Annotated in this window: 18 protein-coding genes and 1 pseudogene; 14 read left to right on the plus strand and 5 right to left on the minus strand. The window is 62.3% G+C overall.

What is annotated here, in order from left to right; all coding sequences use genetic code 11:
* The first annotated feature begins 125 nt into the window (after positions 1-125).
* The 4 genes from BUA36_RS18845 (at position 126) to BUA36_RS18860 (ending at position 3856) form a co-directional block, all read left to right on the plus strand.
* Positions 126-1076, plus strand: a complete 951-nt coding sequence (locus BUA36_RS18845; RefSeq protein WP_072786864.1) for a ribose-phosphate pyrophosphokinase — start codon at positions 126-128, stop codon at positions 1074-1076.
* A gap of 135 nt (positions 1077-1211) precedes the next feature.
* A complete protein-coding gene (locus BUA36_RS18850) occupies positions 1212-1814 on the plus strand; it encodes a 50S ribosomal protein L25/general stress protein Ctc (protein ID WP_072786865.1) in 603 nt (200 codons plus the stop codon).
* 173 nt (positions 1815-1987) lie between these two features.
* Positions 1988-2569 (plus strand): aminoacyl-tRNA hydrolase, encoded by a 582-nt coding sequence (gene pth, locus BUA36_RS18855; protein WP_072786866.1) that lies wholly within the window; start codon positions 1988-1990, stop codon positions 2567-2569.
* Between the two features lie 15 nt (positions 2570-2584).
* Positions 2585-3856: an amidohydrolase gene (locus BUA36_RS18860; protein ID WP_072786867.1), complete on the plus strand. Its 1272-nt coding sequence runs from the start codon at positions 2585-2587 to the stop codon at positions 3854-3856.
* On the opposite strand, the gene BUA36_RS18865 is transcribed toward BUA36_RS18860, so the two are convergent.
* The 4 genes and pseudogenes from BUA36_RS18865 to BUA36_RS18880 all read right to left on the minus strand — a co-directional run bounded on the left by BUA36_RS18865 (position 3819) and on the right by BUA36_RS18880 (position 11072).
* Positions 3819-5216, minus strand: a complete 1398-nt coding sequence (locus BUA36_RS18865) for a DUF3999 family protein (RefSeq protein WP_072786868.1) — start codon at positions 5214-5216, stop codon at positions 3819-3821. The genes BUA36_RS18860 and BUA36_RS18865 overlap by 38 nt on opposite strands.
* Positions 5213-8404: a DUF2339 domain-containing protein gene (locus BUA36_RS18870; protein ID WP_072786869.1), complete on the minus strand. Its 3192-nt coding sequence runs from the start codon at positions 8402-8404 to the stop codon at positions 5213-5215. Before BUA36_RS18870 ends, BUA36_RS18865 begins: the two co-directional genes overlap by 4 nt.
* A 79-nt stretch (positions 8405-8483) precedes the next feature.
* Positions 8484-10298, minus strand: coding sequence for a DUF885 domain-containing protein (locus BUA36_RS18875; protein ID WP_072786870.1), 1815 nt, complete (start codon positions 10296-10298; stop codon positions 8484-8486).
* Between the two features lie 78 nt (positions 10299-10376).
* A pseudogene (locus tag BUA36_RS18880) lies at positions 10377-11072 on the minus strand (DUF6058 family natural product biosynthesis protein).
* Between the two features lie 267 nt (positions 11073-11339).
* Here BUA36_RS18880 and ychF point away from each other — a divergent pair.
* From ychF to BUA36_RS18900, 4 genes are all read left to right on the plus strand, one after another.
* Positions 11340-12431 (plus strand): redox-regulated ATPase YchF, encoded by a 1092-nt coding sequence (gene ychF / locus BUA36_RS18885; protein ID WP_072786872.1) that lies wholly within the window; start codon positions 11340-11342, stop codon positions 12429-12431.
* Between the two features lie 64 nt (positions 12432-12495).
* The gene (locus BUA36_RS18890) at positions 12496-13965 is read left to right on the plus strand and encodes an NYN domain-containing protein (RefSeq protein WP_072786873.1); all 1470 of its coding nucleotides are present in this window, start codon (positions 12496-12498) and stop codon (positions 13963-13965) included.
* Positions 13966-13968: 3 nt separating this feature from the next.
* The gene (locus BUA36_RS18895) at positions 13969-14820 is read left to right on the plus strand and encodes an MOSC domain-containing protein (RefSeq protein ID WP_072786874.1); all 852 of its coding nucleotides are present in this window, start codon (positions 13969-13971) and stop codon (positions 14818-14820) included.
* A gap of 74 nt (positions 14821-14894) precedes the next feature.
* Positions 14895-16061 carry a GGDEF domain-containing protein gene (locus BUA36_RS18900; protein ID WP_072786875.1) on the plus strand — a complete coding sequence of 389 codons (1167 nt, stop codon included), beginning with the start codon at positions 14895-14897 and terminating at the stop codon, positions 16059-16061.
* 73 nt (positions 16062-16134) lie between these two features.
* Here the strand turns inward: BUA36_RS18900 and BUA36_RS18905 are convergent, their stop codons facing one another.
* Entirely contained in the window at positions 16135-18117 is a 1983-nt protein-coding gene (locus BUA36_RS18905; RefSeq protein ID WP_072786876.1) for a monovalent cation:proton antiporter family protein, read from the minus strand.
* A 148-nt stretch (positions 18118-18265) separates the two neighbouring features.
* Between BUA36_RS18905 and BUA36_RS18910 the strand changes: the two genes are divergently transcribed.
* The 6 genes from BUA36_RS18910 to BUA36_RS18935 are packed head-to-tail and all read left to right on the plus strand — an operon-like array spanning position 18266 to position 23238.
* Positions 18266-19255, plus strand: a complete 990-nt coding sequence (locus tag BUA36_RS18910; protein WP_084560239.1) for a KpsF/GutQ family sugar-phosphate isomerase — start codon at positions 18266-18268, stop codon at positions 19253-19255.
* Positions 19255-19785 carry a KdsC family phosphatase gene (locus BUA36_RS18915; protein ID WP_072786878.1) on the plus strand — a complete coding sequence of 177 codons (531 nt, stop codon included), beginning with the start codon at positions 19255-19257 and terminating at the stop codon, positions 19783-19785. The genes BUA36_RS18910 and BUA36_RS18915 overlap by 1 nt, the downstream gene beginning before the upstream one ends.
* A 12-nt stretch (positions 19786-19797) precedes the next feature.
* On the plus strand, positions 19798-20391 hold the full coding sequence (lptC, locus tag BUA36_RS18920; RefSeq protein ID WP_072786879.1) for an LPS export ABC transporter periplasmic protein LptC: 594 nt from the start codon (positions 19798-19800) through the stop codon (positions 20389-20391).
* Between the two features lie 17 nt (positions 20392-20408).
* The gene (gene lptA, locus BUA36_RS18925) at positions 20409-21005 is read left to right on the plus strand and encodes a lipopolysaccharide transport periplasmic protein LptA (RefSeq protein WP_072787074.1); all 597 of its coding nucleotides are present in this window, start codon (positions 20409-20411) and stop codon (positions 21003-21005) included.
* A gap of 1 nt (position 21006) precedes the next feature.
* Positions 21007-21759: an LPS export ABC transporter ATP-binding protein gene (gene lptB, locus BUA36_RS18930; protein WP_072786880.1), complete on the plus strand. Its 753-nt coding sequence runs from the start codon at positions 21007-21009 to the stop codon at positions 21757-21759.
* Positions 21760-21765: 6 nt separating this feature from the next.
* Complete coding sequence (locus BUA36_RS18935; RefSeq protein WP_072786881.1) at positions 21766-23238, plus strand: RNA polymerase factor sigma-54; 1473 nt, start codon at positions 21766-21768, stop codon at positions 23236-23238.
* The last annotated feature ends 35 nt before the right edge of the window (positions 23239-23273 follow it).

Here is a 23273-nt window from a genome sequence, read left to right on the forward strand (position 1 = left end):
GGCGTATGTCTCCGGCCAGATAGAGCAAAAGTGAGGCGCACAATGCGCCTCATTCTACTTGTTTCAGTGCCACGCGGCTTCCGCTGGCTTTCTTCAAAATCTTCTACAACTTCTCTGGGACTCCCATGGCTTACGAAAACCTGATGGTTTTTACCGGCAACGCTAATCCCGCGTTGGCAGAAGGAGTCGCAAAAAATCTCGGCATCCCTCTCGGCAAAGCGAACGTTTCGAAATTCTCGGACGGCGAAGTAATGGTTGAAATTAACGAGAACGTCCGCGGTAAAGACGTCTTCGTTCTGCAATCGACCTGCGCGCCTACCAACGACAACCTGATGGAACTGATCCTGATGGTTGACGCACTGAAACGTGCATCTGCCGGCCGTATCACCGCAGCGATTCCTTACTTCGGCTACGCCCGTCAAGACCGCCGTCCACGTTCCGCACGTGTGGCGATTTCGGCCAAAGTGGTTGCCAACATGCTGGAAGAAGCCGGCGTTGAGCGCGTTCTGATCATGGATCTGCACGCAGACCAGATCCAGGGCTTCTTCGATATCCCGGTTGACAATATTTACGCTTCGCCAATTCTGCTGAGCGATCTGCAGAAGAAGCACAACGAAGACCTGCTGGTGGTATCGCCAGACGTCGGCGGTGTGGTGCGTGCCCGTGCACTGGCAAAACGTCTGGGTTGCGACCTGGCCATCATCGACAAGCGCCGTCCAAAAGCCAATGTCTCCGAAGTGATGAACATCATCGGTGACGTTGAAGGCCGTAACTGCGTGATCATGGATGACATGGTCGACACCGCAGGTACCCTGGTCAAGGCAGCGGAAGTGCTGAAAGAGCGCGGCGCCAAGAAAGTCATCGCTTACTGCACGCACCCGGTGCTGTCCGGTCCGGCAATCGACCGCATCAACAGCTCGTCGCTGGATGAGCTGGTCGTGACCGACACTATTCCGCTGTCGGACGCCGCCAAGCAGTGCACCAAGATCCGTCAACTGACCTGCGCACCACTGCTGGCAGAGACGTTCAAACGCATCATCAAGGGCGATTCCGTGATCTCCCTGTTTGTCGACTAAACGGCAAACGACAAGTCAGTTTTTCAGGCGGCGCGCCCGGTTTTTAGCCGGGCGCGCCGTTTTTCCCGAAGCGCGCCTGGTCGCGGGGCGCTTCATAACACGGGGCGCAAGCCCTGTTATTTATTGGAGTTTCACATGAAAGTAGTTGCATTCAAACGCGAATTGCAAGGTTCCGGAGCGAGCCGCCGCCTGCGCAATTCGGGCCAAACCCCTGGCATCATCTACGGCGGTACCGAAGCACCGGTGACCATCGCCCTGGACCACAACGCCCTGTACCACGCGCTGAAAAAAGAAGCGTTCCACTCGTCGATCCTGGACCTGGAAATTGACGGCAAAGCAGAAAAAGTTCTGCTGCGCGACTTCCAGATGCACGCATTCAAGCAACTGGTACTGCACGCTGACTTCCAGCGCGTTGATGCCAACAAAAAAGTGCACATGAAAGTGGCACTGCACTTCGTCAACGCTGACGTTTCGCCAGCTGTCAAGCTGCACGGCGCAACCATCAGCCACGTTGCCAACGAACTGGAAATCGAATGCCTGCCAGCTGACCTGCCAGAATTCGTGACCGTTGACCTGACCAACGTTGATGTTGGCCACTCGGTCCACGTTGCTGACCTGACCCTGCCAAAAGGCGTGACCGCTGTTACCCACGGCAACAACCTGACCATCGCTACCGCATCGGTACCAGCTGGCCACGTTGCTGCTGAAGCAGCTGCTGCTGAAGAAGCCAAGAAGTAATCTGACTTTTTAGTCGCAAGAACCCGCCCGCGCTAGCGCCGGCGGGTTTTTTTATGCGTAAGCGTTAACCCGCAACCTGGATGCCGGGGTCTGACCCGACGGGTCAGACCCCTCTCAGCCGCATTGCGGGGTAAAAGTTTGCGATAATCGTATTTATTTAACTGAACACTCCCATGGCAATACGCCTCATCGTTGGCCTCGGCAATCCCGGCCCGGAATACGAACAAACCCGCCACAACGCCGGCTTCTGGCTGGTCGACAACCTCGCCAATGACAGCGGCGCCCGCCTGCAGCGCGAAACCAAGTACAACGCCATGTTCGCCAAGGCCTCGATCGCCGGCCAGGAAGTGTATCTGCTGGAACCGCTGACCTTCATGAACCGCTCCGGCCAGTCGGTCGGCGCGCTGTGCCGCTTCTTCAAGATCAGCGCCGATGAAGTGCTGGTCGTGCATGACGAGCTGGACCTCATGCCGGGCACCGCACGCCTGAAAAAGGGTGGCTCCTCGGGCGGCCACAATGGCCTGAAAGACATCACCGCCGCGCTGGGCACGCAGGACTACTGGCGCCTGCGCATCGGCATCGGCCATCCGCGTACACTGAACCTGGCGCAGCAGGTGGCGGACTTTGTGCTGCACCGTCCGCGCCGCGAAGACCAGGAGCTGATCGAACGGGCCATCGAGAAATCACTGCTGGTCCTGCCACAAATCGTCAAAGGCGAATTCCCCGCTGCTACCACCAAGTTGCACACCGACTGAAAGGACGCACCACCGATGAAATTCTTACCGATCGTGGCATTGCTGGCCGCCACTGCTGGCGCCGCCCAGGCGCAGGACGCTGGCACGCTCATCAACGGCATGTATCCGCAACTGGATGCGATCTACAAGGACTTGCACGCACATCCCGAGATCGCTTTCCAGGAGCAGCGCACGGCCGCCAGGCTGGCGGCGGAAATGCGCAAGATCGGTTTTGAAGTCACAGAAAAAGTCGGCAAGACCGGCGTTGTCGCCATCTACAAGAACGGCCCCGGCCCGATGGTGCTGGTGCGGACCGAAATGGACGCGCTGCCGATGGAAGAAAAAACCGGGCTGCCGTACGCGAGCAAGGTTGCTGCGGCCCACAGCTGCGGCCACGATGTCCACATGACGGCATGGCTGGGCGCGGCGCGTGCGCTGGTGGCGCTGAAGGCGCAGTGGAAGGGCACGCTCATGTTCATCGGCCAGCCGGCGGAAGAAACCGTGTCGGGCGCCAAGGCCATGCTGGAAGATGGCCTGTTCAAGCGCTTCGGCAAGCCGGACTATGCCTTCGCGCTGCACTCGTGGCCGCTGGCCTATGGCACCATCGGCTACAACAGCGGCGCCGTGTCATCGAATTCCGATGCGATCGAGATTACCTTCAAGGGCCGCGGCGGCCACGGCTCCGCGCCGGACAAGGCGCTCGACCCCATCGCCATTGCCGCGCGCTTTGTGGTCGATGTGCAGACCGTCATCAGCCGCGAAAAAGATCCGAAGGAATTTGGCGTGGTCACCATCGGCGCCATCAATGGCGGCACGGTTGGCAACATCATTCCCGACACCGTCAAGGTGCGCGGCACCATCCGCACCTACAGCCCGGCGGTGCGCGAAAAAATCCTGGCGGGCGTGCGCCGCATCGCCAATGCTTCCGCCGCGATGGCCGATGCGCCGACGCCGGACGTCGACCTGATTCCGGGTGGCATCGCCATCGACAACAACGAGGCGCTGGTCACGCGCACTGAAGGCGTGCTGAAGCAAGCCTTTGGCGATGCCAATGTCGCACGCATGCCCGCCATGACGGCCAGCGAAGACTTCTCGCAGTTCATCAACCAGGGTGTGCCAGGCATGTTCTTCTTCACCGGCGTCTACGACCCGCAGGCGGTGGCGGAAGCCGAAAAGGGCGGCAAGCCGATCGCCTTCAATCACTCGCCGTACTACGCGCCGGTGCCCGAGCCATCGATCAAGACCGCGGCCCAGGCCATGACGCTGGCGGTCATGAACGTGATGAACGGATCAGGCGCCAAACCATAAAGCCCAGCACGGCCACACCGAGCAGCAGCACGCCCCACAGCAACAGCAGGCGGCGCTGCGCAGCGGAAGCCGCTTCCACGTCGGCGGCCTGATCGCGGGCCTCGCTGCCAGCCTGCTGGCGGGCCGGTCCCACGCTGGCGTATTCCAGCTTTTGCAGCTCGGCTTCCGAAAAGCCGGGCGCCACCTGCTCGATGCTGCTGGCTGCGGGTGTGGCGCGTTCACGGCCCACGGCCAGTTGATATGGTCCATTGCCGTTACCCAGCAACACCAGCGTACCCGGCTGCCAGCTCAGGTGCAGTTGCGGCTGCACGGTGGCCGGCCTGGCGGTGCGCAACACCCATTGCGGTGCATGGACCGGCGCCACGTCGAGATCGCCCGAGGCGCGTACCTGCTCGCCCTGCGTGATGCGGTAGAAGGTGGAATTGAGCACCGGATCAAAACGCCAGCCGGGCTGGCCCACATGGCGCGGCGGCATGTCCCGATAGATGCCAAGCTGGCCCGCCAGCACCACATTCGCTTCGCGGAACTGCAGCCCCGCCTTGTCCGGCGCGATGGCCACCGGCACGGTGTACACCAGGTCTTCAGGCTGCTTGCCAGCGGTTGGCGACAGCAGGATCTGCTCGCTGGCGGGTGGCGTGTCGGTGCGGACCGGCTGTTCGGCAGTGATGGTGGCGAACTGCAGTGGCGTGCCCGCACGCCAGCTCAGGCGCGCGTAGCGGAATGCACGCGGCGCAAAGTCCAGCCGGTCGTTGACCAGCGTTTGCGCCTCACGGTTGACCAGCCAGTTCAGCTCTGCCGCACCCACGGTTTCCCAGCGCTTCATGTCACCGCTGACTTCCAGCCACACTTGCGCGCTGTAGTCGCTTTGATCCGGCGGCAGCGTGAAGCGTAGCGCGGTAATCAGCGGTTGCTCGTCCGCCGCCTTGCCGAGGTCCATCACCAGCGCGGACAGGCGCGCTGGATGGGCGGCATTGTCGCTGGCGTCCGGCTTCACCTTCACCGATAGCAAACGGCCGTCGGTGCTGGTGTTGACGTCCAGGTCGAGTTGCGATGCCGGCCCGCCTTTGCTCATGAGCGGGAACACGGCCAGCGGCAAGTCGCGATGGCTGAGACGCGTCTCCTGCGGCGGCGAGCGTAGCGCAAAGGCCAGCGGTTTGCCGCTGGCATCGAACACGCGCACGTCATCCAGCATGGCTGAGCGCGAGCGCAGATACACCTCTTTCGGCAAACGCACCTGCAGCACGCCCTGCCTGGTGGCGGCGGTCAGCGGCAGGACGTGGGTGTAGTCCTGCGGCGTATCGCCGGGCGCGGCGACGGCCAGTGTGGATACCGCGCAGGCGGCGATCAGAAGATGTTTCATGCGTTCTCCGTTTGCTGCGCAGGGAAGGGCGCGAGATAACCGATGCCCACCATCAGCGCGCCAACGCCGAGGAAGGAAACAATGCGTTCAACGCCGCCGACGTTGGACAGGTCCACCAGGAACAGCTTGGCGACCACGAGTGCCAGCAGGGTGGCGCCGGCGATCCACACCGGGCGCAGCGTGCGGCGCGCGGCATGCCGCATCAGCAGCAGCGCCGTCACGCTCCATACCAGCGACAACATGGCCTGCACGAATTGCGAGGCGAACAGCGCGTCAAAATTGTAGGGCACGCCTAGATAGTGCGACACCGTGCGCAGCAGCGCCAGGTTGAACCAGAAGTAGCCGAACAACGCGATAAACAACGGCTGCGGCGCGATCCAGCGTGGCGGCCAGTTCGTCGGCAATGCTGCCGGATGCAGGCGATAGGCCGCCGCCAGCAGCAGGATGGCGAAGCAGGTGCTCAGGTCCAGCGGGTTGAGCAGCGGGACGTACGGCAACGGCAGCATTGCCCCGTCCTGCGTCAGGTTCCACACGAACACCAGCAGCACCGCCCAGCCGCGCGCGACCGGCAGCAGGCGGCGCTGGTACCAGTCTTCCAGCGGCGCGGCCGGCCAGCCGCCACGCAGGCTGCGCTGCATGAGCCAGGCGACGGCCGCCATCATCAGCCATGAGGGGATGAAGCGCGCCCAGCTTGCGCTGGTGGTCCAGTCGGCGTTGCCCGGCACATCACCGAGCCAGCGCGTGATCCAGTAGGCACCGACGGGCCAGATCATCAGCCATGGGCCGCCGATGCGCAGCGCATGCAAGGCACGCAGCAGGATGCCGCGCATATTCCAGCCTTCTCTCTGCCAGACGCGCAACAGCCAGTTGCCAGGCACCCATAACACGGCGTAGCCGATCCACGCGACCAGGTCCGGCATGCTGCTACCGTCGGTGTACAGCGCGGCCAGCATGGCGATATTGGCGCTCAGCAGTGCGGCCCAGACCGGCGTGACCATCCAGCGCAAGCCCGGCCAGTGCAGGCGGCGTGCCGCATGCACGCTGGCCACGGTGGTCGCCGCCAGCAGGATGGAATAAATACAGAACGCCAGGAAGGGGCTGTCGAATGGCGTACTGTGCGTCAGCGCGACCAGCCAGGCGGTCAAATCGGATGCCGCGATGCAGAACCACCACAGGGCGGCGCAGGTCAGGGTGATGCGGTAGACGCTGTACAGGCTGGTGCCACGCGCAGGCGACTGTTTCTTCAATACCCAGCTGCTGAAGAATGCCGCCGCCACAATGATTAAAGAGCCTAGCAGCGGACGCTGGAGCAGATTCGCGGAGGCGGAGGAGGGTTGGGTAATGAACAGTTCCAGCAGCTTGAGACCGGCCACCGCCTGCACTACCAGTGCGACGGCGCCGGCCAAGGGCCACAGCATGCGCCGGGCGATGATATACAGTGCCGCGACCGCAATCATCGCGCTGAACGCCAATGGCGTGCTCTGGGTTTGCGGCGACAGGCGCAGCAGGATTTCGGCCCACGCCCCGGCCACCAGCCACACGGTGGCGCCGATCAGGAATATGCTGGAGAGCAGACGGTAATGGCTGCCGTCCTGCTGCGCACGGAACCGGGTCGCCATCAGGAACGCGGTAATCGCCAGCAGCAGGAAGCCCAGCCAAAGATTGGAGTTCATGGCGTTTTCCGGCGTCATGCCGGTGGATGCGCCGATGAAGGACAGCCAGGCGCCAGCCTGCACCAGCAGGCCGAACATCCAGGCCAGCTTCTGCTTCTGGCGCAAGCCGATCCAGACGATGCCCGCACCTTCCAGCGCCCACGCGGCCGACGTCCAGCGGCCATCGAGCGCGAATGGAATCGCCAGCGTGCCGAACACGACGCCGAGCGCGAGGAAGGCATCCGACAGCAGCGCGTACTGCGGTTTGCGCCGCAGGGCCGTGGCCAGGGAAATATAGAACAGGCCCAGCGCCAGTGCCGAATAGGCCGCACCGAACGGCATGTCGCGCACCAGCGTGAACTGCAGGCCGAAACCGAGCATGGGCGTGCCGAAGATGAGCGTGCCGTCAACGTAGTTTTTCAGCTTGACTGCCTGCAGGCGCGCATAGGCCAGCGGGATCGAGACGTAGAACGCGAAGAACAGCAGCAGGAACAGCTGCACCGACAGATAGTTCTCCGGCACGTAGCGCAGCACGCCCCATGCGGTGCTGATGGTGAAGGTAAAGGCAAATCCCAGCAGGTTCAGCGGACGCCACGAGCGCAGCAGCGCCAGTGCGAACACGCCGGCATTCAGCAGCGCATAGTAGGAGAACAGCCCGATATGGCTGCCGCCGCCTGTGGATGCCAGGATCGGTGCGGCAAAGCCGCCGGCAATGCCAAAGATGGCCAGCCACATTGCGTCCTGCAGCACCGCCAGCAGGCAGGTGAAGACGGTCAGCACGAACAGCAGGCCGAAGGCCATCGAACCCGGAATCAGGTGGTAGAGGCGGAAAGCGCCAAACGTGACCAGCATGAGCACCGCCAGCGCGGCCCCTTGCACAGGCAGGCTGATGGCAGGGCGCGAGAGGCGGATGCGCCAGCCCCAGGCCAGCAGCGCGATATCGGCCAGGACGATGCCGGCCAGGCGGAATTCGATCGGCACGCTCACGCGCGCGGCCGTGTATTTGAGCAGGAAGCTGACGCCGATAAACAGGATCAGCAGGCCCAGCTTGGCCACCAGGTTGCCGCCAAACAGCCAGGCTTTGGCATTGAGCAGCCATTGCGGGGTGGGCGCGGGTGGGCGGGGCGGAGTGGTTGTCGTGGGTGCGGCGGCGGGCGCGGCCACGGTGCCAATCGCTTCGGCCGGCATGGCGAGATCCGGCGTGCGCGATTCGGCGGCGAGCGGAAGCGGGACTGCGGGCGCCGCCGCCGGCGTTACTGGCACCACCAGCACTGTTTGCTGAGGCGGCGTGCGCCAGGCTTCGTCCGGGTAGGTGTAGTGTGGTGGGGGCGCGGCGGGGACCGGTGCGACTACGGGCGGTGCGATGGTTTCTTCACGCGCGGCGCCTGGCGCTGGCGTCGCGTCCAGCCGTGCGCGCAAGGTGCCCAGCTCAGCGCGCAGATCCCTGATCTGCTGGTGCGCCTGGCGTGCGGCATTGCGCGCCCGCCAGGCGATACCAAAGGTAAATACCGCAAAAACAAATAAAAGGAATTCCATCAAACGGCTCCCTTGAGAATGTGGCAAAGTATCACAAATGCAACATTGCCTCAACCGAAACGCGATAGACGCCCTTTACCTACCTGGCCGCAGAGATCCAGCGGTCGACGCGCTGTTCCAGTATCGGCAACGGTAGCGTGCCGTCGCCAATCACCACCTCGTGGAATTTCTGGTAGCTGAATTTGTCGCCCAGCGCCTGCTGCGCGCGTGCCCGCAGCTCCAGGATTTTCAGCGAGCCGATCTTGTAGCTCAGCGCCTGCGCCGGCATCACCATATAGCGTTCGATCTGGTTGCGCGCGCGCGGCTCGGTCCAGCCCAGCGTGTCCATCAGATAGCTGACTGCCTGCTCGCGCGTCCAGCCCTTGGCGTGGATGCCGGTGTCCACCACCAGCCGCGCGGCGCGCAGCATCTCCGCATTCAGGTGGCCGTAGTAGGCGACCGGATCTTCATACAGGCCCATCTCCTTGCCCAGCGTTTCGGAATACAGCGCCCAGCCTTCCGTGTAGGCCGCGCTGTTGGGATTCTCGGTGCTGAACTTGCGGAAGTCCGGCAGGTCCAGCTCCTTGAGCAGCGCCGCGTGCAGGTGGTGGCCCGGCACGCCTTCGTGCAGGAACAGGCTGACCATGTCAACGCGGCTGTACTGCTTGGGATCGTTCACGACCGGCCAGAACACGCCCGGATGCGAGCCGTCCGCCGCCGATGGCGTGTAGTGGTCCGATGCCGTCGCGCGCGTCAGCTCCGGTTCCAGATGCAGCCCCAGCCTGGCTTTCGGGATCAGGCTGAAATAGGTAGGCAGCTTGGTCTGCACCTGCGCATAGATGGCGCGGTAGGCATCCAGCACCTGCTCGTCGGTGGTGAAGATGTTGAACTTGGTCTGTTCGCGCATCCACTGTGGCAGCTGTTTCTCCGGACCGTCATAGCCCAGCTTTGGTCCCAGCACAGTCAGCTGCTGCTGGATGCGGGCGACTTCTTTCAAGCCGAGTGCGTGCACCTCATCTGCCGACAACGGCAGGTTGGTGCTGTCCTTGATGTGCGCCGCATACCAGGCTGCGCCGTTCGGCAACGCGCTCCAGCCACTGGTGCTGCGGCCCGCCGGCAGGTATTCATTTTCCAGGAAGCTGACCAGACGGTTCAACGCCGGTGCGACCTTGCTGTCCACCGTTTGCAGATAGGCAGCGGTGAGTTTCTTCTTGTCCGCGTCCGAGAACGCGGCCGGGAAGCGCGTAACCGGCGAATAGAACACGCTGGTCTCGGGCGACGCCGCGCGCAGGTTTTGCAGCTGCGGCAGCATGGCGGTGGTGATGGCTTTCGGATGCACCACACCTTTGCGCATGCCGTCGCGCATATTGGCGATGGCCTGGTCTATCCAGGCCGGCAGCTGGTTCAGGCGGCTCAAATAAGCCTGGTACTGCTTGACGGTTTCCAGCGGCTGCGAACCGGTACCGCCGGCATAGTTGGCCAGCGTGCTGGGCACGTTGTCCATCTGGTTCAGCGGCAGCAGATGGTCGGGGAACGACTCCATCTGCATGGCGTTGTTCAGTTCGTAGCTCAGCAGGTCGTAGGTCAGTTGGTCTTGCGCGCCAAGCTGGTCACGGTGCACGCTCATCAACTGCTTTTGCATCGAACGGTACAGTGTGAACTGCGCGGCGCGCACCTTGGGTGAAATCGCCAGGCCGATCTGGTCATCGTAGCGGCTGTCGCCATTCGCGGTGGCGAACAGCAGCGGATCGAATTTGCAGCGCGCGGTGTGGAATGCCGCGGCCAGCTTTGCCAGCTGCTTCTGCGCCTGCGACGGTTTTGCCGCCGTCACCGCAGGCTTGGCCTGCACAGGCAAGGTATAAGCACCAGCCAGCATTAAGCTGGCCACCAGCACAGAAGTACGCAAACGAGACATAAAGATTTCCTGACCTTTAGAGAAGTTGTTCGGGCGCTAAAGCGAATGAGTCTAGCACCAAACAAGCCACCGGCTGCATCAACAATCGTTATCTGTGGCCCGCAGATTGGCGCGCAGATTCTCGACCAGGCGCTTGCGGCTGCTGCGCGGATATTCGATGGGTGAAAACGGCATGGCAGCGGCAGCGTAAGCGTCGATCAGTTCATGCATCTGCGGCAGCTGCTGCGCTGGGTAGGCGATCTAGCTGCCGTTCTCGCTGAGCTGGGTCAGCTTCTCCTGCAATACCTCCTTGTACGCAATGTGCGCCTCCGACACCGGATTGGCGACGCACAAGGCAAATGTGCCGTTCAGGAAGAACGACCAGGCGCTGTCGGTGCGCGCCTGCAGGCCGCCGGGAATCGGCGTGCCATCGTCGTAAAAGCTGTCGCGCAAACGCCAGGTACTCAGATTGAGCGTCGCGAGCGCGGCGGCAAACCGGCTGGTGAAGCGGTCCTTCAGGTGGGCCGAACTATCGCTGGCGATGGCTTGCAGCGCCTGCGCGATCCACACCAGTTGCGATGGGTGGAAATAGCGCCCCGGCTGCGCACCCGGCGCCGCCATCGCACCGAAGACATGCGAACGCAGCTCGCCATTGTCAGTGACGACATAGGCTGGCGTGGGGATCAGCCTGTCGCGGATCAGCGTATCGATTTTTTCAATCGACATCGAACTGGCCCGCGCCAGCTGGTTGTCGTTCAGATAGTGCTTGGCAAGATAAATGTCGAGTTCGGTCATAAGCTTCAAAGAAATAACTGTATTTTTATACAGTATTCTTAAAGCCGGCCGGCGTCAAGCAAGCAATGCAGGTACGGCACGCACCGGGGCGGGAAGGGGCCGCACAGGGTCATGGCGTCTCCGGTTTTTTGAAGTGTGGGGCCAAGAAAGGTACAATGGACCCTTGAACGCTGTAAAAGCAAGAAACAGCAAGAATATCCAAAAACGCCCCCTGCGGCTGTTTTCACCAGCCGCTTGCCGGCAATATTGATAATTTAAAGGTTTTTCATGAGTCTCCAATGCGGCATCGTCGGCCTGCCTAACGTCGGCAAGTCCACCCTGTTCAACGCCCTGACCAAAGCCGGCATCCCGGCCGAGAACTATCCGTTCTGCACCATCGAGCCTAACGTCGGCGTGGTGGAAGTGCCTGATCCGCGCATGGCCGCGCTGGCTGACATCGTCAAGCCTGAGCGCATGGTCAACGCCATCGTTGAATTTGTTGACATCGCCGGTCTGGTGGCGGGCGCGTCGCAGGGCGAAGGTCTGGGCAACCAGTTCCTGTCGCACATCCGCGAAACCGACGCCATCGTCAACGTGGTGCGCTGCTTTGAAGATGACAATGTGATCCACGTGTCGGGCAAAGTCAGCCCGCTGGACGATATCGAAGTGATCCAGACCGAGCTGGCGCTGGCCGACCTGGGCACCGTGGAAAAAGCCATCCACCGCGAAAACAAGAAAGCCCGCTCGGGCGATAAGGAAGCGATCAAGCTGGTGGCCCTGATGGAGCGCCTGGTACCGCACCTGAACGAAGCCAAGCCGGTGCGCGCACTGGGCCTGGACGAAGCCGAAATGGCCCTCATCAAGCCGCTGTGCCTGATCACCGCCAAGCCGGCCATGTACGTGGCCAACGTGTCCGACACCGGCTTCACCAACAACCCGCTGCTGGACCAGCTGACCGCCTACGCTGCCACCCAGAACGCGCCGATCGTGGCCATCTGCGCCGCCATCGAAGCGGAAATCGCCGACCTGGATGACGCCGACAAAGCTGCCTTCCTGGCCGACATGGGCATGGAAGAGCCAGGCCTGGACCGTCTGATCCGCGCCGGCTACAAGCTGCTGGGCCTGCAAACCTACTTCACCGCCGGCGTCAAGGAAGTGCGCGCCTGGACCATCCACGTGGGCGACACCGCGCCACAAGCAGCCGGCGTGATCCACACCGACTTCGAACGCGGCTTCATTCGTGCGCAAACCATCGCCTACGACGACTACATCCAGTACAAGGGTGAAGGCGGCGCCAAGGAAGCGGGCAAGATGCGCGCCGAAGGCAAGGAATACGTGGTCAAGGATGGCGACGTGCTGAACTTCCTGTTCAACGTTTAAATCTCTTCCTCCATCCGGGCGCTTTTTGCGCCCGGTTCGTTCTGACACTCATTCAATACTCCTCATGGCTTCTTCCAACGAAAACGTCAGCATGGCGCTGTTCTGCGATTTTGAGAACGTGGCGCTCGGCGTGCGCGACGCTAACTACGACAAGTTCGATATCAAGCCGGTGCTCGAGCGCCTGCTGCTCAAGGGTAGCATCGTGGTCAAGAAAGCTTATTGCGACTGGGACCGCTACAAGTCCTTCAAGGCATCGATGCACGAGGCGAACTTCGAACTGATCGAGATTCCCCACGTGCGCCAGTCGGGCAAGAACTCGGCCGACATCCGCATGGTGGTCGATGCGCTGGACCTGTGCTACACCAAGTCCCACGTCGATACCTTCGTCATCATTTCCGGCGACTCCGATTTTTCGCCGCTGGTGTCCAAGCTGCGCGAGAACGCCAAGAAGGTGATTGGTGTCGGCGTCAAGCAGTCGACCTCCGATCTGCTGGTGGCCAACTGCGATGAATTCATTTTCTACGACGACCTGGTGCGCGAGAGCCGCCGTGCGCGCCGTGAAACCAGCAACGACAAGCCGCAAGTCAAGCGGACGCCGGAGGAAGAACGCGCACGCCGCGATGAGATGGAGAAGCGCCGCAACCAGGCGGTGGAAATCGCCGTCAATACCTTCGAGGCGCTGGTGCTGGAGCGTGGCGACAGCGGCAAGATCTGGGCCTCGGTGCTGAAGGAAGCGATCAAGCGCCGCAAGCCGGACTTCAGCGAGTCCTACTATGGTTTCCGCACCTTCGGCAATCTGATCGAGGAGTGCAAGGCACGCGGCCATCTGGAATTTGGCCGTGATGAGAAATCGGGCGCGTATGTGTACCGTGGCAGCGGCGTGCCGCAAGCTGCGAGCGAAGCGCCAGCGGCGGCGGATGGCGCCGCACCGGCCGCCTCGGCCACGCCAGCCGACGGCGCCTCGCAGGAATCGCGCCGCAGCCGCAATCGTGGCCGTACTGCCGCGGAACGTTTTGCAGAACGTCAGGCCCAGCGCCTGTCCCAGCATCAGCGTCCTGCGCATGGCGCGGCGGATGGTGCGCCGGCCCAGCCTGCGCCAGCCGAAGCTGGCCCGGTTGACGCTGCGCCGGTCGACACCGCACCGGTGGTGCTGGAAGCGGCAGTCGAACTGCCCGTGCAAGCTGCAAGCACAGAGGCTTCGGCGCCCGCCAAGAAAAAGAATGGCGCCAAGCCGCCAGCACGCAAGATGAAGGATGCTGCCAAGAAGGGCAAGCCGGAAGCACCAGCGACGGCGGAGGCGGTCGCGCCGGCAGTGGTCGTCGAGCCCACCGCGCCTGCGCCTGCGCCGGTGGAAACCGTGGTCGCGGAGGCTGTGCCGGTTGCCGACAAGCCAGCCAAAGCCGCCAAAGGCAAGTCGCAAGCCAAACCGCAAGCGAAGCCGAAAGCCAAGCCTGCGGCCGACAAGCCAGCACGCAAACCTGCAGCACCGCGTGCGCCACGTCCACCGAAAGCGGTCGCGCCTGCCGAGGAATAAGTAATGCCCACGTTGTCCGCCATCACGCTGTATCCGATCAAATCCTGTGCCGGCCTGTCGCTCGAGGAAGCGACGCTGACGCCGCTGGGCGTCATGACCGCGCAGATCTACGATAGGGAATGGATGGTGGTGGACTACAACGGCATGTGCCTGACCCAGCGCGAGCATCCGCGCATGGCGCTGATCAAGCCGGCGCTCAAAGGCACGACGCTGGAAGTGCAGGCGCCGGGCATGCTGCGGCTGGAAATTCCGCTGGGCTTGCCAGATCCGCAAACGGCGCCCACGCTGACCACCAAGGTCTGGGACGACACCGTGCTGGCCTATGACTGCGATGCGCTGACCGCTGAATGGTTCACCAAGGCCATCGGTGTGCCGTGCCGTCTGGCGCGCTTCCACGCCAACGCCGAACGTCCGGTCAGCACCCAGTGGACCAATGGCGTGCAGGTCACCACCATGTTTTCGGACGGCTATCCGGTCCTGGTGGTCGGCAGCGCATCGCTGGACGACCTGAACCAGAAACTGCTGGCTGCCGGCCGTCAGGCGATTCCGATGAACCGTTTCCGTCCCAACCTGGTGATCGACGGTATTGAAGCGTTTGAAGAGGATTACGCCGAATCGTTCCAGATCGGCGAAGTGGTGCTGAAGCCCGTCAAGCCATGCCCGCGGTGCCCGATGCCAGCGATCGATCAGGCCACCGGTACTTACGGGCCGGACCCGATGGACATTATGCAAAGCTACCGCGCCAAGCCGGAAGTGGAGGGCGCATTGTGTTTCGGTATGAATAGCATCTTGACCGCTGGTGAAGACCAGCGCGTGCGCGTGGGCCAGGAAATCGAGGTTACACTGGCTTTTTAAGCAAGCTGGGCATTCCCAAGCGGCGCAACTTGGCGTAATGTGGGAATACGCATGAAATCAGGTGAAGGGCCACTATGACGCAGACCGCAACTGGGAAATTACCGCCTCAGCATGAGCACGCCGAAGCGGCGCATGATCTGGCGGCCGAGAACCGGGCTTTGCGCGCGCGGATGGCCTATCTGCTGGAGCAGGCCGAGCGCAACCATTCCATCATGACCCGGCATCAGGCTTTCGATCTGGAAATAGTCGGCGCCGGCAACTTCCCTGAACTGGTGGGCACCATCTTCCGCGTGCTGCCGGTCATTTCCGAACTCGATAGCGTGACGCTGACGCTGATCGATGAAGACGCCGACATCCGCACCGTCATGGGCAAGCTGGATGTGGTGTTTGAAGATTTCCCCGGACTGATTTTTGTCGAGACGCTGGACGAGCTGGGCTTTGACCTGGGCCGCCGCAACGCCTACTCGCCCACGCCCAAGCCGCTGCTGGGCATGTACGACGCGCAGCGCCATGCGCGCTCGTTCCCGAATGCGCCGGGCGGCCTGCAAAGCGTGGCGCTGGTGCCGCTGCTGCGCAACAAGCGCATCATCGGCAGCCTCAACCTGGGCAGCTGCGACCCCACCCGGTTTACGCCCAGCCTGGGCACGGACTTCATCGAGCACATGGCGTCCATCATTGCCATCTGCCTGGAAAACGTCATCAGTAACGAGATGCTCAAATACATCGGGCTGACGGACTCGCTGACGGGCGTCTACAACCGCCGCTACATCGACCGCCGCCTGCTGGAAGAGATTGCGCGCGCGCGGCGCCAGCAGTATCCGATTTCCTTCATGTACATCGACATCGACCACTTCAAGCGCGTCAACGACACCGTCGGCCACGGCGGCGGCGACGAGGTGCTGCGCGAAGTGGCGGTGCGCATCAAGAACGAGCTGCGCACCTCGGACGCGCTGGCGCGTTTCGGTGGCGAAGAGTTTGTCGTGCTGCTGATAGACGCCAACCTGGAAAGCGCGGCCTTTGTGGCCGAGCGCATCCGCGCCAGCGTGGCAGGCAGCATGATTGTGCTGTCGCCATCGCTGCAATTGTCGGTGACGGTATCGATTGGCGTGGCCTGCCTGGAAGTGGGCACGGCGGAGGGCGAAGCGGAAGTCATCGCGCGTGACCTGATCGCCCGCGCCGACGAGTTGCTGTACGACGCCAAGGAAAACGGCCGCAACCGCGTAGTCAGCACCCGCCAATAAGTTCGGGGTCAGTGCCGACATTCGGACATTTCTTTTGAGAAATGTCCGAATGTCGGCACTGACCCCGAACTGGTTAGCGCGTCAGGCGCTGCTCGGCGCGGTTGACGGCGTCGGCGCCGCCGCGCAGCACCACGACGTCGCCGGCCTGCAAGGTCGTATCCGGCGTGACTTCCACACCGCTCTTGCCGCGCCGGATGCTGGCCACTTCCGCGCCCGATGCATGCACATCCAGCGACCCCAGCGACCGTCCCACGCACGGCGCGTTGCCGTTCAGCGTGACGGAATGCAGGCGTTCCATGTCGGCCTCTTCATCCACATCGCTCATGCCGTGGAAGTAGCCGCGCAGCGAGGCATAGCGCTCCTCGCGCGCCACCTGTACGCGGTGCACCACGCGCCGCAATGGCACGCCCAGCATCACCAGCGCGTGTGAAGCCAGCATCAGGCTGCCTTCCATGAGTTCCGGCACCACTTCGGCGGCGCCAGCCTGTTTCAGAAGGTCGAGGTCGCTGTCGTCATGTGAGCGTACGATGACCGGCAGCGACGGCGTCAGCTCGTGCACCAGGTGCAGCACCTTGAGCGCCGAGCGCGTGTCGGCATAGGTGATGACGATGGCGCTGGCGCGGTAGATGCCGGCCGCGACCAGGCTTTCACGGCGCGCGGCATCGCCATAGGACACTTGGGCGCCGGCAGTCTGCGCTTCCTGCACGCGTTCGGGATCGAGGTCGAGCGCGTGGTAGTCGATTTTTTCTTCGGTCAGCAGGGTTGCCAGGCTCTGGCCGCTGCGGCCGAAACCGCACACGATCACGTGCTTGTTGGTGGACATGGTGCGGCTGGCAATCTTGGTCAGCTGCAGCGATTGCATCATCCACTCGTTGCTGGAGAATTTCATCACGATCTTGTCGGACTGGGCGATGATGAACGGCGCCAGCAGCATCGACAGTACCATCGACGCCAGCACTACCTGCACCACCTGCGAATCCATCAGATTGTGCCCCGCCGCCAGGTTCAGCAGCACGAAGCCGAACTCGCCCGCCTGCGCCAGCGCCAGGCCGGTACGCATGGAGACGCCATCGGAGGCGCCAAACAGCTTGGACAGGCCAGCAATCAGCGCAAACTTCAGCAGCACCGGGCCAGCCAGCAGTACCAGCACCAGCCACCAGTTGGCCATCACCAGCTTGACGTTGAGCAGCATGCCGATGGTGATGAAGAACAGCCCCAGCAGCACGTCGCGGAATGGCTTGATGTCTTCTTCCACCTGGTGCTTGTATTCGGTTTCGGAAATCAGCATGCCGGCCACAAACGCGCCCAGTGCCAGCGACAGGCCGGCGCGCTCGGTGATCCAGGCCGCGCCCAGCGTCACCAGCAGCAGGTTCAGCATGAACAGTTCCTGCGAGCGGCGCTTGACCACGATGGTGAACCAGCTGCGCATCATCTTCTGGCCAAAGAACAGCAGCAGGGCCAGCACGATGATGGCTTTGACGCCGGCCCAGGCCAGCGTTTCGACCAGCGCGTCCGGACGTTCGCCCAGCGACGGAATCAGGATCAGCAGCGGCACCACGGCCAGATCCTGGAACAGCAGGATGCCGATGATTTTGCGGCCGTGTTCGCTTTCGAGTTCCAGCCGCTCGGTGAGCATCTTGACCACGATCGCGGTGGACGACATGGCCAGCGCGCCGCCCAGCGCAAACGAGGCTTGCCAGCTGATGTGCAGGGCAGCGGGCAGCTGGGTGGCGATGGCCCAGCCAAACAGCATGGTGGCAATGATGGTGAACACCACCTGCGCCAGCCCGAGGCCAAACACAATGGTGCGCATGGCCTTGAGTTTGGCCAGCGAGAATTCCAGGCCGATCGAGAACATCAGGAACACCACGCCGAACTCGGCCAGGCCGTCGGTGGTTTCGCTTTGCTCGGCCAGACCCAGCGCGTGGGGGCCGATCAGGATGCCGACGGCCAGGTAGCCGAGCATGGGCGGCAGGTGCATCATGCGGAAGGCGACCACGCCCAGCACGGCGCTGCCCAGTAACAACAGGGTTAATTCCAGAGGTGAAAACGTCATTTCAACATCGCCAGTAAAAAAAGATCGTTGTTTGTGGGCCGTGACCGGCACGATTTTGGCACGCTAGGCGCGTTATGTTATGACTGGCAAGTTTTTTGCTTTCTCAATTCGGCTATACTTGGGCATGAGTGTAACCCATGAAAAAACAATGCTGAAAGCTTTTGATGCAAAAACGGCACTGCGTCTTGCCCGAGACACGCTGCAAAACGAAGCGGATGCCATCAACGCCCTGAACGCGCGTCTGGAAAACGACGACAGCGTGGTGCAGGCCATTTCCGTGCTGCTGAACTGCAAGGGCCGCGTGGTGGTGTCCGGCATCGGCAAATCGGGCCATATCGGCCGCAAGATCGCTGCGACGCTGGCCTCGACCGGCACGCCGGCGCTGTTCGTGCACCCGGCCGAAGCGGCGCATGGCGACCTTGGCATGGTCACGGCCGATGATGCATTTATTGCCATTTCCTACTCCGGCGAAAGCGCGGAACTCATGACCATCCTGCCGGTAGTGAAACGCATGGGCAGCAAGGTGATCTCGATGACCGGCAAGCCGGGCTCCAGCCTGGCCACCATCGCCGACGTCCACCTCAACGTGGCCGTGGCCAAGGAAGCCTGCCCGATGAACCTGGCGCCAACCACCTCGACCACCGTCACGCTGGCGCTGGGCGACGCGCTGGCCGTGGCGCTGCTGGACCTGCGCGGCTTCAAGGAAGAAGATTTTGCCCGCTCGCATCCGGGCGGCGCGCTGGGCCGCCGCCTGCTGACCCATGTGCGCGATGTGATGCGCAGCGGCGATGCGGTGCCGAGCGTGACGGCCGACGTCAAGCTGACCGCTGCGCTGCTGGAAATCACCCAGAAGGGCATGGGCATGACGGCCATCGTCGATGCCGATGGCAAGCCGGTCGGCGTGTTCACCGACGGCGACCTGCGCCGCATGATTGACAAAGTACAGGACTTCACCAAGGTGGTGATCGGTGACGTGATGCACGCCAACCCGCGCACCATCTCGCCGGAGAAAATGGCGGTCGATGCGGTGGCCGTGATGGAGCAGTACCGCATCAACCAGATGCTGGTGACCGATGCTGATGGCAAGCTGGTCGGTGCACTGCACATCCACGACCTGACCCGCGCCAAGGTGATCTGATGACCGAGCTGACTTATGTAGAACGCGCCGCGCGCGTCAAGCTGATGATCTTTGACGTCGACGGCGTGCTGACCGACGGCAGCCTGCACTACGGCGCCGACGGCGAAGCCTTGAAGACGTTCAATGTGCAGGATGGCCTCGGCATCAAGCTGATCCAGGAAGCCGGCATCGACACCGCCATCATCAGCGCGCGCAAGTCGCCGCAGGTGATCAAGCGTGCTGCGGACCTCGGCATCGGCCATCTGCACCAGGGCGGCCACGACAAGCTGACGCCGTTCAACGCGCTGCTGGAAAAGACCGGCCTCACGGCGGAACAGGTCGGCTTTATCGGCGACGATGTGGTGGACTTGCCGATCCTGAAACGCGTGGGCTTTGCCGTGGCGGTACCCAACGGCCGCAAGGAAGTGCTGGAGCGCGCGCATCACGTCACCGTGGCGCAGGGCGGCCGTGGCGCCGTGCGCGAAGTGTGCGAACTGCTGATGCACGCGCAAGGCAGCTACGAGCGCGTGATGGCGCAATTCCTGGTTTAACAAGGACAAGTCATGCGTAAAAGAACAGCACACCGCTGGCAGTTGACGCTGATCATGATGATCGGCCTGTTTGTCGCGCTCGGCAGCTTCTGGCTGGTGCAGGTGGTCAACCAGGCCGGGCAGGAAGCGGAAATCGACAAGTTCCGCGAAGAGCCGGACTACATCATTGACCGCTTCAGCATGGTACGCATGAACAAGGCGGGCCAGCCGGCCTACATCATTTCCGGCGACAAGCTGACCCATCGCCCGGTCGGCGACACCTCGGTGATCGACAAGCCGTATGTGCACAGCCTGTCCGGCGAGCAGCCGCCCATGAATATGCGGGCGCAGACCGCCTATGTCGATCAGGGCAATACGCGCGTCAAGCTCAGTGGTAATGTGGACGTGGTCCGGCCTGCCACCAAGCTCACCCAGGAACTGCGCCTGCAGACCAGCACGCTGACGGTGTACCCGGATGAAGAGCGCATGGAAACCGACGCCAAAGTTGATATGCTGTCGGGCCACTCGACCGCGACCGGCACCGGCATGACCGCCAACAACGCGACCCGCCAGATTACGCTGGGCGGCCGCGGAACGATTACGATGCCGCCACGCGCGGCACATTAAAGGAACGATACATGAAGATGAGCAAACTGATGCTGTCGGCTGCGCTGCTGCTGGCGGCCTTTGCCGCACAGGCCGAGAAGGCCGATTCCAGCAAGCCAACCCAGATCACCTTTGACCAGCTGGACGCCGATGACGTCAAGCAGATCAAGACCTTCACCGGCAACGTGGTGCTGACGCGCGGCACGCTGCTGATGAAGTCGCCCAAAGCGGTGGTGACGGAAGATCCAGAAGGCTACCAGTACGTGGTGCTGAACAGTGGCGGTGGCGTGCAGGCGACCTTCCGCCAGAAGCTTGACGGCGCCGGCGACCAGTGGGTCGAAGGCCAGGCCGACCGCATCGAGTACGACGGCAAGACCGAACTGGTCAAGCTGTTCTCCAAAGCGCAGATCAAGAAACTGGAAGGCAGCAAGAATGCCAGCCAGGTCGATGGTGAATTCATTTCCTACGATAGCCGCAAGGAATTCTTCGCGGTCAAGAACTCGCCGAGCGGCGACAGCAAACCGGGCGGTGGCCGCAGCACCATGGTGATCCAGCCATCGAGCAAGCTGGCCGTGCCTGCAACAGCACCGGCCGCACCTGCCACGCCGAGCAACCAGCCTGCGCCGGGGAAATAAGATGGAAGCATCCTGCGGCAGCACCCTGATTGTCAAAGGCCTGCAAAAGACTTACGGCAAGCGCCAGGTGGTGCATGACGTCTCGCTGCAAGTCGAATGCGGCGAAGTGGTGGGGCTGCTGGGGCCGAACGGCGCCGGCAAGACCACCTCGTTCTACATGATCGTCGGCCTGGTGCCGTCGGACGCCGGCACCATCGATATCAGCGGCACCGACATTTCCTCGCTGCCGATCCACCGCCGCGCTTCGCTGGGCTTGTCCTATCTGCCGCAGGAAGCGTCGGTATTCCGCAAGCTGACGGTGGAAGAAAATATCCGCGCTGTCCTCGAAATTCAAAAGGTCGACGGCAAGCCTTTATCCAAGGCTGACATTGATGAACGGCTCAATACCCTGCTGGCCGATTTGCAAATCGAAAAGCTGCGCGAGAACCAGGCGCTGTCGCTCTCCGGTGGCGAGCGCCGCCGGGTGGAGATCGCGCGCGCACTGGCGACCAATCCGCGCTTCGTGCTGCTCGACGAACCATTCGCCGGGGTCGACCCGATTGCCGTGATTGAGATTCAGCGCATCGTGCGCTTCCTCAAGGAACGCGGCATCGGCGTCCTCATTACCGATCACAATGTGCGCGAGACGCTGGGCATCTGCGACCGCGCTTACATTATCAACCAGGGTACGGTGCTGGCATCTGGCCGTCCGGACGACATCATCGCCAACGAGTCGGTGCGGCGTGTCTACCTGGGTGAACATTTCCGTATGTAAGCCTTCATGAAACAGTCTTTGCAACTGCGCACGTCGCAGCATCTCGCGCTGACGCCCCAGTTGCAGCAGTCGATCCGGCTGCTGCAATTGTCGACGCTGGAGCTGCACCAGGAACTCGAACAGCTGCTGACCGATAACCCGCTGCTGGAGCGCCTCGACGATCCGCTCGACCACTCGCTGCGCCTGCTGGCCGATGGCGCCATCAGCCAGCAGGCGCCGGCATCGGAAGCGCCGGCCGAAGGTCCGCCAGGCGATGCGCCGGCGGCCGAAGCCGACAGCTACGAAGCACCTGCCGCCGACACCGAAAGCACCACGCCCGACGCCGATATGGACTGGGGCGATTCCGGCCGCAGCAAAAATACGGATGACGAGGAATCGCGTCCGCAGCTGGAAGCGCATCACTGCACGCTGCGCGAACATCTGATGGAGCAGATGCGGGTGACGGTGCTGGAAATGCGCGACCGCGCGCTGGTGGAGCTCATCATCGATGCGCTCGACGAGAACGGCTATCTGGAAGAATCGCTGGACGAGATCCACGCGCGCCTGCCCGAAGAACTGGCAGTAGAAATCGAAGAACTGCAGACCGCACTAAGCCTGCTGCAAAGCTTTGATCCGATGGGCGTGGGCGCGCGCAATGCATCCGAATGCCTGGCCCTGCAAATCAAACGCCTGCCGGGCGTGCCTTTGGTGACAAGGCGTATGGCCCTGGCCATCGTGGAAAAACACCTCACGTGGTTTGCGCAGCGCGACTTCAACAAACTGAAAAAAGCGCTGCTGTGCGATGACGAAGACCTGCGTGAAGCGCAGGCCGTGATCCGCCAGTGCAACCCGCATCCGGGCGCCGCGTTTGCGTCGGATGTGTCGGACTATGTGGTGCCCGATGTGATCGTCAAAAAGGCGCGCAATGGCTGGCAGGTCAGCCTCAATAACGACGTCATGCCGCGCCTGCGCGTGAACCAGATGTATGCCAACCTGCTCAAGCAGGGCAAGGGCGAAAGCGCGATGGGCGCGCAGCTGCAGGAGGCCAAGTGGCTGATCAAGAATATGCGCCAGCGCTTCGACACCATCCTGCGTGTCGCCCAGGCAATAGTAGAAAGACAAAAGAACTTTTTCTCGCATGGTGCGGTTGCCATGCGCCCCCTTGTGCTTCGCGAAATAGCTGATACACTGGGTTTACACGAGAGTACTATTTCTCGGGTAACAACTCAAAAATATATGCTGACCCCGCACGGCATGTTTGAGCTGAAATATTTCTTTGGTAGCCATGTCGCCACCGAAGCTGGCGGGGAAGCAAGTTCGACGGCGATACGTGCATTGATAGTGCAACTCACAGGAGCAGAAGACCCGAAAAATCCTTTATCCGATAGTAAGATTGCGGACATGCTGGGAGAACAGGGTATGGTGATTGCGCGACGCACCGTTGCCAAATATCGCGAAGCCCTCAAAATCCCACCAGTCAGTCTCCGCAAGTCTTTGTAGTTACTTGGTTCCTGCGCGCCCGGTAGCAAGGGGTA

The sequence above is a fragment of the Duganella sacchari genome, assembly GCF_900143065.1.
Classification (GTDB): domain Bacteria; phylum Pseudomonadota; class Gammaproteobacteria; order Burkholderiales; family Burkholderiaceae_D; genus Rugamonas; species Rugamonas sacchari.